This window comes from Telluria sp. ZT3P25 (genome assembly GCF_059685895.1).
Genome location: NZ_JCASIJ010000001.1, coordinates 3,716,286 through 3,731,009 on the forward strand (window position 1 = coordinate 3,716,286; position 14,724 = coordinate 3,731,009).

15 protein-coding genes are annotated in these 14,724 nt (G+C 61.9%); 8 read left to right on the forward strand and 7 right to left on the reverse strand.

Going from position 1 to position 14,724, the window contains the following annotated elements:
• Nucleotides 1–48 precede the first annotated feature (48 nt).
• From AC56LY_RS16420 to gstA, 6 genes are all read right to left on the reverse strand, one after another.
• Complete coding sequence (locus AC56LY_RS16420) at nucleotides 49–207, reverse strand: hypothetical protein (RefSeq protein WP_211524545.1); 159 nt, start codon at nucleotides 205–207, stop codon at nucleotides 49–51.
• 127 nt (nucleotides 208–334) lie between these two features.
• Nucleotides 335–667, reverse strand: coding sequence for a putative signal transducing protein (locus AC56LY_RS16425; RefSeq protein WP_499581245.1), 333 nt, complete (start codon nucleotides 665–667; stop codon nucleotides 335–337).
• Nucleotides 668–681: 14 nt separating this feature from the next.
• Nucleotides 682–1,950 carry a DUF445 domain-containing protein gene (locus AC56LY_RS16430; protein ID WP_499581247.1) on the reverse strand — a complete coding sequence of 423 codons (1,269 nt, stop codon included), beginning with the start codon at nucleotides 1,948–1,950 and terminating at the stop codon, nucleotides 682–684.
• A 106-nt stretch (nucleotides 1,951–2,056) separates the two neighbouring features.
• Nucleotides 2,057–4,015 (reverse strand): AAA family ATPase, encoded by a 1,959-nt coding sequence (locus tag AC56LY_RS16435; protein WP_499581249.1) that lies wholly within the window; start codon nucleotides 4,013–4,015, stop codon nucleotides 2,057–2,059.
• Between the two features lie 536 nt (nucleotides 4,016–4,551).
• Nucleotides 4,552–5,115 (reverse strand): DUF1697 domain-containing protein, encoded by a 564-nt coding sequence (locus AC56LY_RS16440; protein WP_499581251.1) that lies wholly within the window; start codon nucleotides 5,113–5,115, stop codon nucleotides 4,552–4,554.
• Nucleotide 5,116: 1 nt separating this feature from the next.
• Nucleotides 5,117–5,722, reverse strand: coding sequence for a glutathione transferase GstA (gene gstA / locus AC56LY_RS16445; protein WP_499581252.1), 606 nt, complete (start codon nucleotides 5,720–5,722; stop codon nucleotides 5,117–5,119).
• Between the two features lie 158 nt (nucleotides 5,723–5,880).
• Between gstA and AC56LY_RS16450 the strand changes: the two genes are divergently transcribed.
• Together AC56LY_RS16450 and AC56LY_RS16455 are read left to right on the forward strand one after the other, a co-directional pair.
• On the forward strand, nucleotides 5,881–6,210 hold the full coding sequence (locus AC56LY_RS16450; protein WP_499581254.1) for a hypothetical protein: 330 nt from the start codon (nucleotides 5,881–5,883) through the stop codon (nucleotides 6,208–6,210).
• Entirely contained in the window at nucleotides 6,207–7,040 is an 834-nt protein-coding gene (locus AC56LY_RS16455; RefSeq protein WP_499581256.1) for an HDOD domain-containing protein, read from the forward strand. The genes AC56LY_RS16450 and AC56LY_RS16455 overlap by 4 nt, the downstream gene beginning before the upstream one ends.
• Nucleotides 7,041–7,154: 114 nt before the next feature.
• Here AC56LY_RS16455 and AC56LY_RS16460 read toward each other — a convergent pair whose 3' ends face one another.
• Nucleotides 7,155–7,562, reverse strand: a complete 408-nt coding sequence (locus AC56LY_RS16460) for a hypothetical protein (RefSeq protein WP_499581258.1) — start codon at nucleotides 7,560–7,562, stop codon at nucleotides 7,155–7,157.
• A 604-nt stretch (nucleotides 7,563–8,166) separates the two neighbouring features.
• On the opposite strand from AC56LY_RS16460, the gene miaB reads away from it, so the two are divergent.
• From miaB to glyQ, 6 genes are all read left to right on the forward strand, one after another.
• Complete coding sequence (gene miaB / locus AC56LY_RS16465) at nucleotides 8,167–9,528, forward strand: tRNA (N6-isopentenyl adenosine(37)-C2)-methylthiotransferase MiaB (RefSeq protein ID WP_499581260.1); 1,362 nt, start codon at nucleotides 8,167–8,169, stop codon at nucleotides 9,526–9,528.
• The gene (locus AC56LY_RS16470; protein WP_499581262.1) at nucleotides 9,525–10,646 is read left to right on the forward strand and encodes a PhoH family protein; all 1,122 of its coding nucleotides are present in this window, start codon (nucleotides 9,525–9,527) and stop codon (nucleotides 10,644–10,646) included. Before miaB ends, AC56LY_RS16470 begins: the two co-directional genes overlap by 4 nt.
• A complete protein-coding gene (ybeY, locus tag AC56LY_RS16475) occupies nucleotides 10,621–11,088 on the forward strand; it encodes an rRNA maturation RNase YbeY (RefSeq protein WP_183556339.1) in 468 nt (155 codons plus the stop codon). Before AC56LY_RS16470 ends, ybeY begins: the two co-directional genes overlap by 26 nt.
• Nucleotides 11,089–11,211: 123 nt before the next feature.
• Entirely contained in the window at nucleotides 11,212–12,090 is an 879-nt protein-coding gene (locus tag AC56LY_RS16480) for a CorC family transporter (protein ID WP_499581264.1), read from the forward strand.
• Nucleotides 12,090–13,655: an apolipoprotein N-acyltransferase gene (gene lnt, locus AC56LY_RS16485; protein WP_499581266.1), complete on the forward strand. Its 1,566-nt coding sequence runs from the start codon at nucleotides 12,090–12,092 to the stop codon at nucleotides 13,653–13,655. The genes AC56LY_RS16480 and lnt overlap by 1 nt, the downstream gene beginning before the upstream one ends.
• A 122-nt stretch (nucleotides 13,656–13,777) precedes the next feature.
• Complete coding sequence (gene glyQ / locus AC56LY_RS16490; protein ID WP_258835627.1) at nucleotides 13,778–14,713, forward strand: glycine--tRNA ligase subunit alpha; 936 nt, start codon at nucleotides 13,778–13,780, stop codon at nucleotides 14,711–14,713.
• Nucleotides 14,714–14,724: the final 11 nt, after the last annotated feature.

A 14,724-nucleotide genomic window follows, 5' to 3' on the forward strand; every position in this document is an offset into this window, starting at 1 on the left:
AAACGACGCAGCGGCTTTTTGCTGGGCCGGCACTGCTTCGGCGCGGCATCAGTGCTTCTTGCCCCCACCCGACACCTTGTTCTCGGTTGCCCAGGCGCGACGCTCTGCTTCCTTCTTCCCGACGCCCTTCTTCTCGTACCCTTCTTCAATATGTTTGACCTGGCGCTTCTGCTTGTCGGTGTACGACGATTTATCACCTTGCGGCATGATGATTCTCCTGTCAGCAAATGCGTTGGCCAGCCGGGATGACCGGCCACGACAGCATCAGCCTACGCCGCTGCCGGTTCGCGTTTTGTGCGCCAGACCACCGATGCCAGCACTTGCTCCAGCCACCTCAGATCGGCGTACGCCACTCGCCATCGGGTCCATCCTCATCCAGCGCAAAGTCCCCTCGCGCCAGCGCCAGCAGCACCTCATGCGCCGCCTGCACGTGCTCGGCCGGGACCAATAACCGCACGCCACCCAGCGCGGGCGCCAGCAGCAGGTCGGTCTGCATCAGGTGCGCGTCGGCCAGCATTGCCGGGATGCCGGATGCTTCCAGGCAGCCCTGCGCCAGCGTGGCGTCCACGGGGATCATGTAGCGGGCCACGACGTACAGATCGCGCTCGGGCACGGCTTCGATGTCGGGGTGGGCAGCGAGCCAGTCGTTCAGGGAGAGCGTGTGCATCTGGGTTCCTTGGCTTAGCGCAGCAGTACGGGAAGGTGCGACAACAGGTACAGGACCACGCCGATCATCCCGCCCACGATGGTGCCGTTGATGCGGATGTATTGGAGGTCCTTGCCGATATTGAGTTCGATCTGGGCCGACATTTCGCGGTCGTCCCATTGCTTGACGGTGTCGGCGATGTGGCGCGTGAGGTAGCCTGCAAATTCGGGCGCCACGCCGCGCGCGGCGGCCTCGAGGTTCTCCTGCAGCGACTGGCGCAGTTGCGGGTCGTCGCCCAGCGCCTTGCCGATCCAGGCGCCCATGCCGATGATGCGACGGCGCATGCTCGAATCGTCGCTGGCCAAATCGCGCTTGAGCCACGCCTTCAGCTCGGCCCACAGCGAACCGACGTAGCCATTGAACGTGTCGTCTTCGAGCAGGTAGCGCTTGACGTCGTCAGCCTTGGCGATGAAGTCGGGGTCGGCCTTCATGCGCTCGATGAAATCGGCCACGTACTCGTCGAAACGTGCACGCAGCGGGTGCGCGGGGTCGGCCGCGACCTTGTTGAGAATCCCCGAGGCCAGGCGCACGGCAATGTCGGCGCCCTTGCGGCCAATGAGTTCGGACGGGAGCATGCGTTCGACCAGCGCGTAGTCTTCCTTGAGCCAGTCGACAATGCCATTGGCGATGGCGCCCTGGGTCTCGGTATTGTCCAGCAGATGGGCAAGCTGGCGGATGCCTTCGTCGAGCAGTTGCTGGTGGCGCCGGCCACGCGTCAGGCTCTCGAGGATCGCGCCGCCGGACTTCGACAAGTCGACACTGCCCACCATCGTGTGCACTGCGCGCCGGATGACGTTCTGCACCGGTGCATCCTCAATAAAGTCGAGCATGAAGGTGGCGGCGCGTACCAGGTGCGCGCCCATCAGTTCGGTGTTGGCGGGCTTGGCCAGCCAGTCAGCCAGCAGTTGCACCGGGTCGTGCCGGCGGATCAGCTTGAGGATCGACTCGGTGTCGAGGAATTTTTCGCGCACGAACAGCGCCAGGTTGTCGGCGATCTTGTCCTTGTTACCGGGGATGATGGCGGTGTGGCGCGAGATGATCGGAATCGGGATGCGCTTGAACAGCGCGACCACCGCGAACCAGTCGGCCAGCGCGCCGACCATTGCTGCTTCGGAAAACGCGCGCAACAGGCCGGTCCACCAGGTCTGCGGCAGCAACAGGCTGACCACGAACAGCACGGCTGCGCCTATAAAGAAGCTGAGGGCGATCAGTTTGGACTTGCGCAGTTCGTCGTGCTTTTGCATGCGGGGCGGCCCGGCTGTGGCGATGCTGCCATGCTAGCCGACTTTGCCCGCGCGTGACGCGCCGGCTGCCCGCGGCGCATCCTTCTTCCAGAGGAAATCAGGCGCCTTACGCCGCCACTTCTTCCTCGCACAAGGTCAGCTTCGCGCAGCGCTGTCCATGCAGTTGCGGCAGCAGCAGTTCGCTGCGTGCTTCCAGCAGCGCAAACACTTCATCCTTCGACAGCACGTACTGCTCCAGCAGCGTGTCCTTGAGCGACTCCATCATCAGCTTGTAGTCGCGGATCGCGTCCAGCGTGTAGCTGTACAGCGCATCGGCCTTTTCTTCCACCAGCCGCACCGTGTGCTCGCCGCCGATATCCTTCTGCAACTGGCTGTAATCGATCTTCGAGCGCGAATACATCGACAGGCGGCTCACCATCAGGTTGAGCATCTTGGTGATCTTTTCGATGTCGTTCTGGCTGCCCACCGAAATACCACGCGGGCCGTAGAACATTTCTTCGGCCGCGACGCCGCCGTACAGGCCCACCACGTCGCGCTCGAGTTCTTCCAGCGTGCGCAGCGACATGTCTTCGCCCGACTGCAGCACGTAACCCAGCGCGCCAATCTTCGACACCGCTTCGGTGCTGATCTTGAGCAGGTGCGAGCGTTCCTTGACTTCGGCCAGCGTCAGGCCCTGACGCAGGAATGGATCGATCTGCATGAAGAAGTGGCCCAGCTCATGCAGGGCGATGCGCTCGCGCTGCTTGTGCTTGTCGAGCGTCGTGGCGCGGTCGGTCAGGCCGATCGTGGCGCGCTCGTAGGCGCGGAACAGCAGGTTCGTGTTGATGATCGTCTTTTCCTGGATCGACAGCATGCTGGCGCGTTCGACCACGGTTTCCAGCAGAGCCGGGCTCAGGTTCTGGGTGATCTCGGCGACCTGGTCCAGGTTCAGGTCGTTCCAGTCGACGAGGCCATCCTTCTTGCGCGACAGGAAGCTGCGCAGCAGTTCGCGGCGCTCGGCCTTGTTCGGCAGGCGGAAGTTGATCTTGACCGAGAAGCGGCGCAGCATCGCTTCGTCCATGTCGGTCGAGCTGTCATCGAAGTTCGACGCCACGATCCAGATGACGCCTGCGCCCTTGTCGCTTTTCACACCGTCGAGCAGGCCAAGCATCGTGTTGGCGGTGTCGTCTTCCCATTTCTTTTCGCTGCGACCGCGCGGCATGAAGAGGCTCTGCGCTTCGTCGAGGAAAATGATGCACTTGCCCTTGGCGCAGGCCTTGCGGTGCAAGGCGTTCAGCGCCTTGGAGCCGCCGCCGACATAGCCCGATTCGAGCGCCGAGCCGGACGCCGAAATCATCGGCAGGTTCAGGCGCTTGGCCAGGTAGCCGACCAGCTTGGTCTTGCCGGTACCGGCCGGGCCGGTGAGCATCACGTTGAACGGCTTGTCGATATTGTGCGACTGGTACTCGGCGCGGTTGCGGATCATTTCTTCCAGATGCAGCACTTCCTGCTTGATGTCTTCCATGCCGATCAGGTCATCCATGCTGCCCTTGAGTTTGTCCGGGCTGATGACCGATGCGCTCAGGCCCGTGCCCGGCATGCCGAATTTGATGAGGTACAGCACCAGCAGCACGATCGTGATATTGAACGCGTTCTGCTTGAAGAAAGCGCCGGTGCGCGCCAGCGTGCTTGCGCCCTCGTCCATCACGGCCTCGTGGGCTGCGAGGAAGTCGTCCTTGGCGATCGAATAGGGAATCGCGTTCTTGAGCAGCACTTCGCGCTCGAGCGACAGGTGCGAGGTGCTCGGTACCTTGACCACGTTGAGTGCTGCCGAGTCCTTGAACTTGTAGATATAACGCGGCGCTTCGGACAGCGGTTTGGCAATCAAGAGGTATTCCAGGCGGGCTTTCTGGCTGGCCAGCGCGGTAATCTCGGCGATGTTCTGCGAGTGGACTACCGGGCGCGCATCCTGCGGCACATTGGATTTGAAGATCGCCAGCGTCACCAACATGGCCATCAGGATGACGGCAAGGATGCGGACGTAGACGTTCTTGAATGCAATCTGAAGACGGGAAAAATTGGGCATAAGGTGTACTCGTCGAAAATGCGTGAAGCAAAGAGAGACTGGGGTGCCATGCCACCGGTAACAGTAGTCGGCGTCGGCGATAAGCCAACAAATTCGCGTTGCTGCGGCTTGCTTTTTAATGCTTGAAAGCAAGGAAGTAAGAAGACTATACCTTCAAAAAAAATCGCCGGGAATACCAAAAAGTCAAAAACCCACGTGATTTAAGGCGAATGAAAGTCTTGATAATGGAATTGATTATCCGACTGACAGCATTCGTGATGAGTGTGTCAAATAAATCGGCAATTATTGCGAGATAGGCATGACGAAATGCCTAGGAGATGGGTAGAGATATTGTTGAGCGCTGCATATTTACCACAGTCAACTTTTTAAGACTGCATGCAATATGACGCTATCGGTACATAAAGTGATGGCTATCTCTGCAACTGCTCAGGCAAATGCGTGCAGGCTCACACCGATTCGAAAAAACAAGTCGGGAAAGAATCGGGCGATAAAATGATTCACCAAAGGCGGCGACCGCTTATTCAGCCAGGCGCCGGTTAATCGGCGCCAGCGCGGCACAGGCCATCCAGCTTGATCATCGTATTCCAGTTGCGCGACGTGGCACCATCGCCCAGCCGCTTGCCGAGCGCCGCTGCGGCTGCGCTGTCGAGCAAGCCTTGCGGACACCAGACATAGATAGCGTGACGTCCAGGCGCCATGCTCTCGGGCGCCCAGTCCTGGCCGCACAGGTCGGCCGCCAACGCGCGTTGCGGCTCGCCTGCCAGCAGGAAGACGAACAGGCGCGCGTGGTCGGTGGCCACATGCAGCAAAGGGTTGTCGTCAACGATCTCGGCCACTTTATCGCTTGCAAACACGAACACGCGCGCACTGACACCCAGATGCAGGGCCATGGCCGCTTCGATCTCGTGCGCCGCATCGACGGGCGGGACCACGGCGTCGAACACGATATTGCCGCTATTGAGCAGACTGCGCACGCCCGTATGGCCGAGGTCTTCGACCAGTTTGCGCAGGTCCGCCATGGCAATGCGTTTGGCGCGGCCAACGTTCACGCCGCGCAGCAGGGCAATGTAGCGCGACCGCGGCGTGGTGTCGGCCCTCATGCTATTGCAACCCTTCCTGGCGCAACGCTTCCTGCACCGCAGGCAGCGCCTTGATGCGTGCATGATAGGCCTGCAGTGCCGGCCAGTGATCCAGCGAGAAACTGGTAAACCCCACCCAGTTCAACACGGTAAACAGGTAGGCGTCGGCCACGGTGAACCCGTCCCCGACCAGATAACCGTCGTCGCCGATCTGACCCGCCAGGTACGTCAGTGGCGCCGCCAGCGCCGCCCAGGCTGCTTCCTTGGCCTCGCTCGACGCGCCCGGTGCAAAGATGGGCGAAAAACGCTTGTGCAGCTCGGTGGATGTCCACGCCAGCCATTCCATCGATTCGTAGCGCTCAAAAGTGCCGGAGGCAGGCATCAGCGCGCTTGCCGGGGCCTGGTCAGCCACGTATAGCAGGATGACCTGGCTCTCGGTGAGCAGCTGGCCACCTTCCAGCGCCAGCGCCGGCACATAGCCTTTGGGATTGATGGCCCGGAAATCTTCGCCGCCTGCGGTCAACTTGGTGCGCAGGTTGACGCGCTCGCTGTCAAACGGCAGGCCAGAGGCGATCAGGGCGATACGGGGCGCGAGCGAGCAGGCGCCGGGACTGAAGTAGAGTTTCACGGGGTTCCTGAAATGGTGATGGATGGCAAAAGCCTACAGCATTTTGGCGCCGCTCTCCAGCCAGAGGCGCTGCGGCATGAACGCGACATATTGTGTGGCCGGCGTGATCTGCACGCACACCGGTGATACCATCGTTTGAATATTGAATGGAGGAAACTATGAGCGACGATCACGAGATGGTCCCGGTGACCAGCGCATTACCGGGCATGGTGCTGTCGGACGAACTGCTCGACAGCCATGGTCTGGTACTGCTGGCCAAAGGCACGGTCTTGAGCGAGGCGATCATTGCATCGTTCGCGCGCCATCAGATCGACATGGTGCCGGTGGCGCGCGTGGAAGCGCACCGCGCACCAAATGCAGCAGCGGTACAGGCGCGGCTGGACATCGTGTTTCGCCGCCACGACCGCGACGACGACAGCGACTGGGCCGGCAACCTGCTGCGCCGCTACGTCGAGGATTACCGGCTCGAACGGCAGGTGGCGCCATGACGCTCGATGAACTGACGACCGGCCTGGACGACCTGCCCTCGCTGCCCGCCGTCGTGATGGAACTGCTGGGCAGCATCGATCAGGAAGACGCCGACCTGGCCGTGCTGGCCAAAAAGGTCGCCCTGGATCAGGCACTGACTGCCAAGACGCTGCGCCTGGCCAACTCCTCGGCCCTGGGCCTGCAGGTCAAGGTCACGACGATCCACCAGGCCATGACATTTCTCGGCGTGCAAGCCACACGCAACCTGATCCTGGCGGCATCGATCACGGGCTGCTTTCCCGGCAGGCGCTGTCCGGCATTCGACCACAAGGCATTCTGGCGTCTGTCGATCGCCACCGCAGCTTGCGCGCGGGTACTGGCGCGCCATATGCACTTCAATCAGGACGTGGCATTCACGGCCGGCCTGCTGCACGGCATCGGGCGACTGGTGCTGGTGACGCGTTACCCCGAGCAGTACGACGCTGTGCTGCGCGAATGCGAGCGTGTCGATGGCGACCTGCTCGAGACCGAGCGCGCCATGCTGGGTGTCGACCATGTGTTGGCAGGCCGGGCACTGGCCGAGCACTGGCAGTTCTCGGACACGCTGCGCCAGGCCATCGCGTTCTATGGCGAGCCGGAGATGCCGGGTGCGGGATTCCTGGCCACGATCGTGCACGTGGCAAAGGCCGTGGCGCATGCGCTCGATCTTGCGGGCTATGCGAACGAAGTGGTACCGACCGTGTCGAGTGTCGCCTGGACGGCGCTGGGATTATCCGAGGAAGCGTGGTTGCAGGTGTTCCGCGAAACGGAGCTGCAGTTTGAAGAAATGACTGCCATCCTGTTGGCGTAAGCCGCAGGACGGAATCAGGTAGTACGAAGCGAATTGCTGTGCGGCGCCACTCAGGCGGCGCCGCGGCACGCCAACAACGCAGGCATGACAGACTGATCTGCCATGCCCACGATTTCAGTGCGCATAATTACCGGTCTTTGGCGTCACGTCGCCCGCTTGGCTTGCCTGGCCCTGTGCTGGCTGGCCTGCCTGCTGGGCAGCAGCTGCAGCAGCGGCTGCCGCTTTCTCTTCTGGCTTCGGACGGCCTTGTGCATCCGACAGGCGGTACTTGGTGCGGCGATCGCCCATCAGGTCACGCAGGTCGCGGATGCTCATGCCCGTCACTTCGTGCATGCGGATCAGCAGCGACGCGCCAACCGGCAGACGATGGTGACGAATCTTGCTGATCACGGGCGGCGCCACTTCGAGCATGCGCGACAGCGCAGCATCGTTCTTCAGCTGCATCTTGCCCAGCAAGATGTCGAGCAGATGGTTCGGGTTGTAACTCTCTTGCGACGACAGAGCGTGATGTTGTTGTGCCATGATATTCCTCACGAGTTGGTTAAGATAGTTCCCTTATGAACCTTAGTTAAAGACAACATATCTTCAACTAAAGTTCCCGGAACGTGTTCAGGAATTAAACAGGGCGAATCTGAGTAGTTCCTTAAGAATTCCGGTCTTGCGGTGCGCCACGTGGTTTCCGTGAACGCACTTGTCTTTCAAACAAATTATCGCTGCGCGCGCCAAGTCGATGCCGACCCCGCGCACGTGACTCCTTGTCAGAAATCAAGCTAACGTATGGAAAGCTTGTCACGTTTGCATTTCAGCACATGGGGCCACATTGTGGCGCACGCAAGAGATTTCCCTGATAAATTTTTCCAATCAGAATGATCACGGAACTCTTTGATTTACATAGAGAAATAGTTCGCGCACGCGTTGCCGTCTTGCCGCGAAAATAAAGTATGTTCGCTAGCGGACATTTAACATTGTAAATAAAACGATAATCACTTTAAGTAGAGAAACTTGGCATTCCCTTTGGAATGATTTGTTCTTCCCTGTAGGCGTTTTTGTCGGGTCCCTGCCGAATTACGGTAAACTGATCGCCCAGCCTTGTCGGCGCAGTAATTCGTCCCCAACTACCCTCTCCATGCAGAAAAAAGTCTTTATCAAAACCTTCGGTTGCCAGATGAACGAGTACGACTCGGACAAGATGGTCGATGTCCTTGGCGCCTCGGATGGGTTGGTACGCACCGACAAGCCGGAAGACGCGGACGTCATCCTGCTCAACACGTGCTCGATCCGCGAAAAAGCGCAAGAGAAAGTGTTCTCAGATCTCGGCCGCCTGCGCGAACTCAAACGCAACAAGCCGGACCTCGTCATTGGGGTGGGCGGCTGCGTTGCTTCGCAAGAAGGCCAGGCGATCATCAAGCGCGCGCCGTTCGTCGACGTCGTGTTCGGCCCGCAAACGCTGCACCGCCTGCCAAAGCTGATCAGCGACCGGCGCGCATCTGGCGTGGCCCAGGTCGACATCGCCTTCCCTGAAATCGAAAAGTTCGATCACCTGCCGCCGGCCAAGGTCGACGGCCCGGTGGCGTATGTGTCGATCATGGAAGGTTGCAGCAAGTACTGCAGCTACTGTGTCGTGCCGTACACTCGCGGCGAAGAAGTCTCGCGCCGCTTCGAGGACGTGCTGACCGAGGTGGCAGGTCTGGCCGCGCAAGGCGTCAAGGAAATCATGCTGCTGGGCCAGAACGTGAATGCGTTCCGGGGCGCCATGGAAAACGGCGAGATCGCCGACTTCGCGCTGCTGCTCGAATACATCGCCGAGATTCCTGGCGTCGAGCGTTTGCGCTTCGTGACCAGCCACCCGAAGGAATTCAGCCAGCGCCTGATCGACGCCTACGCCAAGATCCCGCAACTGGTGAACCACCTGTACCTGCCCGTGCAGCATGGCTCGGACCGTATCCTGTCTGCCATGAAGCGCGGCTATACGGGCCTCGAGTACAAATCGATCATCCGCCGCATCCGCGCGGTGCGTCCCGACATCACGTTCTCGTCCGACTTCATCGTGGGCTTTCCTGGTGAAACCGAAGCCGACTTCGAGGCGATGATGAAGCTGGTGGCCGACGTCAATTTCGACAACAGCTTCAGCTTCATTTTCAGCAAGCGCCCCGGCACGCCGGCCGCGAACCTGGAAGACGACACACCGCACGAGGTCAAGCTGGCGCGCCTGCAGCGCCTGCAAGCCCTGATCGACGCCAACACCCGCAAGCACAGCGCCGCCATGGTCGGCAGCGTGCAGCGCGTGCTGGTCGAAGGCTATGCCAAAAAAGATCCAACCCAGCTCCAGGGCCGCGCCGAGAACAACCGCGTCGTCCTGTTCCCCGTGGATGCGACCAATGTCCAGCTCATCGGCCAACTGGTTGACGTGCGCATCAGCGCCAGCCACGATTATTATTTGCGCGGCGAACTCGTCGCCAACCTTGATACGATTGCCATCGCCAGTTGAAAACACAGCCAACCCAGCCCTCGTACTTCATCCCTGAGCCGCTCGACAACACGCGGCTTGCCCACCTGTGCGGTCCACTCGATGAAAACCTGCGCCAGATCTCGGCCGCGCTCGACGTGACCGTGTTTCGCCGTGGCGAGAAATTCATCGTCACCGGCGACAACGCCGATCGCGCCGTCGAATTGCTCGAACGCTTCTACGCGGTCGCCAACAAGGTCGTGCCGATCGAAGAAGTGCAGCTGGCCCTGGTCGAGCAGCGCGCCGGCATCAAGCCGCGCAGCCTCGAGGCGCCCGGCGGCGAGCCGCGCGCCATCAAGGGCGTCAAGGCGGTCAAGGCCGTGCCCGACGTGGCGCAGGCCGACGCGCAGGACGGCATTGCGCCGAACGACGTCGACAGCCCGGCCCTGCGAACCCGCCGCAGCGACCTGCGCGGGCGCACGCCGCACCAGATCCAGTACCTCAACGATGTGCTGAACCACGACATCGCCTTTGGCGTGGGCCCGGCCGGCACCGGCAAGACCTACCTGGCCGTGGCCTGCGCCGTGGACGCGCTCGAACGCGACGCCGTCAAGCGCATCATCCTGACCCGCCCGGCTGTTGAGGCCGGCGAGCGCCTGGGCTTCCTGCCGGGCGACCTGGCGCAAAAGGTCGACCCGTATCTGCGTCCGCTGTACGACGCGCTGTACGACCTGCTCGGTTTCGACCGCACGCAAAAGCTGTTCGAGAAGCAGATCATCGAGATCGCCCCGCTGGCGTACATGCGCGGACGCACGCTGAACCACGCGTTCGTCATCCTCGATGAGGCGCAGAACACAACCGTCGAGCAGATGAAGATGTTCCTGACCCGCATCGGCTTTGGCAGCAAGGCCGTGATCACGGGCGACGTCACCCAGGTCGACCTGCACAAGAACCAGCGCAGCGGCCTGGTCGACGCGATGCACGTGCTCAGGGATGTGCGCGGCATCGCCTTTTCCCAGTTCTCGAGCGTGGACGTGGTGCGTCACCCGCTGGTCGGGCGCATCATCGATGCCTACGAATCCGACAATTCGGTGCAGGAACTGGCCGATCTCCCCAAACCGATCCCGGTGAAAAATGCAAGAAAAAAAACATCCGCTTGAACTCGAGGTGCAGTTCGCCGACCCGCGTCTGGAAAGCCTGCTGCCCGAGGCCACCTTGCGCACCTGGGTCGAGTCTGCCCTGCTCGGCCCGGCCGAACTGACGATCCGGTTTGTCGACGCGGCCGAAGGCCAGGCGCTGAACCTGGCCTATCGGGGCAAGGACTATGCGACCAACGTCCTCACCTTCGCCTACAACGAAGATGAAGACCTGGCCGAGGACGATCCGGTCAAGGCCGACATCGTCCTGTGCACCGACGTGCTGCAGCGCGAAGCGGACGAGCAAAAGAAAACCGTCGAGGAACACACGGCGCACCTGGTCGTGCACGGCGTGCTGCATGCGCAGGGCTGGGACCACGACAATGATGACGATGCCGAAGAAATGGAACAGTTCGAGCGCGACATCATGGAAGTGCTGGGGTTCCCAGACCCCTATGCGGACTGAGTAACGTCAGCCTGGCCCGAGCGGCGGCGTGCCTGCCGCTCAGGCCGCACGCCTGCATCAAAAACAGGCAATGTGCCTTTTGGTGTATCCTACGCCCATCGCAACAACGGCTTCTCGCCAACTATGCCCGAGTATCCCAGTGACGTCCGTCCGGACGCCAAACCCCATCGGTCCCTGCTGGAAAGGTTGACCGCATTCATCTCCCCCGAGCCTGAAAACCGCGCAGAACTGCTTGAAGTGCTGCACGACGCCCACGAACGCAACCTTCTCGATGCCGACGCCCTGTCGATGATCGAAGGCGTGTTCCAGGTGTCCGACCTGTCTGCGCGCGACATCATGGTGCCCCGCTCCCAGATGGACGTGATCGATATCACGAAGCCCATCGAAGAGTGGATGCCCTACGTGCTCGAGACCGCCCACTCCCGCTTCCCGGCCATCGAAGGCGAACGCGACAAGGTCGTGGGCATCCTGCTGGCCAAGGATTTGCTGCGCTATTACGCCGAAGAATCGTTCGACGTGCGCACCAAACTGCGCCCGGCCGTGTTCATTCCCGAATCGAAACGCCTGAACGTGTTGCTGCGCGACTTCCGCGCCAACCACAATCACATGGCGATCGTCGTCGACGAGTATTCCGGCGTGGCCGGCCTGATCACGATTGAAGACGTGCTCGAGCAGATCGTCGGCGACATCGAAGACGAATACGATTTCGACGAAGAAGAAGACAATGTGATCTCGATCCGCGAAGGCCAGCTCGGCCCGCGCTGGCGTGTCAAGGCACTCACCGAGATCGAGCAGTTCAACGACGAAGTCGGCACCAACCTGCCGGACGACGAAGTCGACACTGTCGGCGGCCTGGTCGCCAGCCACCTCGGCCACATGCCCCACAAGGGCGAAGTAGTCGATCTGCACGGTGTGCGCTTCGAAGTGCTGCGCGCCGACGCGCGCCAGATCCACGTCCTGCTGGTCGAAAAACTGCCATTGGCGGACGACGAACACGACTGATGCTGCGTCGCCGTACCCAATCAGCCGCAGCGCCGGTCCCGGCGCTGCGCGCCAACAAGCCCTCGGCCCTGCTGCTGGGCGCCGCTCTGGCCGGCGCCTCTTCCCTGCTGTCATTCCAGCCGGTCGGCTGGTGGCCGCTGCAATTCCTGTCCTTGGCCTGGCTGTTCTACCAGGTCGGCATGAGCCCGTCCGTCAAGCGCGCGACGCTGATCGGCTGGGCCTTCGGCTTCGGCTGGACGCTGGCTGGCGTGCACTGGCTGTACGTCTTCATGACCGATTTCGCCCACTTGCCGGCCGTGCTGGCGGTGGTGGGCTTGACGCTGCTGTGCCTGTATATGGGCCTGTGGGGCGCCTTCACGGCCGGTGTCGCCACCTGGCTGCGCCGTCGCTGGTCGCTGCCGGTGGCCGCCTTCCTGCTGCTGGTGCTGCCCGTGACCTGGGGCGTGTCGGAATGGCTGCGCGGATGGGTATTCACCGGTTTTCCATGGGCCTCGTCCGGCTACGCACATGATCTCGCGCCGCTGGCCGGTTATGCGCCGCTGATCGGCGTGTACGGCATGGGCATCGTCGTGGGCATCATCGCCGGTTGTTTCGCGATGCTGACCCAGCGTGCGCGCTGGCCGGCAATGGGCCTGATGGCCGCTCTGCTGCTGGGCGGTGCAGGCCTGCGCACGGTCGAATGGACGCAGGATGTCGGCCAGCCGATCAGCGTGCGCCTGTTGCAAGGCAATATTGCGCAAGACCGCAAGTTCGATGCCGAATTCCTGAACAGCATTCTCACGCGTTACCAGGGCCTGATCACGGCGGCACCGGCCGACCTGATCGCTACGCCCGAAACGGCGATCCCGACCTTCCCGCAACACCTGCCCGAGGGTTATCTGGCCGGTCTGCAGCGCTACGCCACCACCAGCGGCAGTACGCTGGCCATCGGCATGCCGCTGCTGGACGGCCCGGGCAAGTATGGCAACAGCCTGGTCACGCTGACGCCGCAGCCCCAGGCTACCGTGTACCGCTACGACAAGGCGCACCTGGTGCCGTTCGGCGAATTCATCCCGCCGGGTTTCCGCTGGGTGACGGACATGCTCGACATTCCGCTGAACGACGCCACCCGTGGCGCCGCGCTGCAGGCGCCGTTCGCCGTCAAGGACCAGCTGGTGCTGCCGAATATCTGCTACGAAGACGTGTTCGGCGAAGAGATCGCCTACCAGCTGCGCAACGCGCCGCAACCGGCGACGCTGCTGTTGAACGTGTCGAACCTGTCGTGGTACGGCCAGTCGGTGGCGATCCCGCAGCACCTGCAGATTTCGCGCATGCGCACGCTGGAAACGGGCCGCCCGATGCTGCGCGCGACCAACGACGGCGCCACCGCCATCATCGACCGCCGCGGCAATCTGACGCACGCACTGCCGTTCTACACCGACGGCGTGCTCGCCGCGACCGTGCGCGGCGCGACCGGCATGACGCCGTTCATTCGTCTGGGCAGCGCGTCGTTCCTGCTGCTGGGGGCGTTCATGCTGCTTGGCGCGTGGTTTGCCGGGCGGCGTTATCTGCGCACAAAACCGTAAGGTGGACGGCATCGCCGCCCGCCCTACCCAAATCCCTTCCCAGAGGGTACGAAAAATTCAGTAGAATTGGCCATTTGGCAAACATACCGCGTTCACGGTCCACGGGCCGCGTTCCACTCGACATGCTCACATTCCAGCAAATCATCCTCACCCTGCAGTCCTACTGGGACAAACAGGGTTGCGCACTGCTCCAGCCCTACGACATGGAAGTCGGCGCCGGCACCTTCCACACCGGTACCTTCCTGCGCGCGATCGGCCCGGAGCCATGGCGCGCCGCCTATGTGCAGCCATCGCGCCGTCCGAAGGATGGCCGTTACGGCGAGAACCCGAACCGCCTCCAGCACTATTACCAGTTCCAGGTCGCGCTCAAACCCGCGCCAGAGAATATCCTCGACCTGTATCTCGGTTCGCTCGAGGCACTGGGCCTGGACCTGAAAAAGAACGACGTGCGCTTTGTCGAGGATGACTGGGAAAGCCCGACGCTGGGCGCCTGGGGCCTGGGCTGGGAAGTCTGGCTCAACGGTATGGAAGTCACGCAGTTCACCTACTTCCAGCAAGTGGGCGGGCTCGATTGCAAGCCGGTGCTGGGCGAGATCACGTACGGCATCGAGCGCCTGGCCATGTACCTGCAGGGCGTCGAGAACGTGTACGACCTGGTCTGGACCGAGTGGCAGGAAGACGGCAAGACCAAGTCCCTGAGCTACGGCGACGTGTTCCACCAGAACGAGGTCGAGCAGTCGACCTATAACTTCGAACACTCCAACACCGAGATGCTGTTCCAGGCGTTCGCGAACCACGAATCGGAAGCCAAGCGCCTGGTCGAACTGGCGCTCACGCTGCCGGCCTACGAGCAGATCATGAAGGCCTCGCACAGCTTCAACCTGCTGGACGCGCGCGGCGCGATTTCGGTGACCGAGCGCGCCGCCTACATCGGCCGCGTGCGCACGCTGTCGCGCCTGGTGGCGCAAGCGTATTACGACTCGCGCGAAAAGCTGGGGTTCCCGATGGCGCCACAAGCCAAACCAGCCGAACCAGCCGCTGACCAAGCCGCAGCCTGAAAAGAACAGAA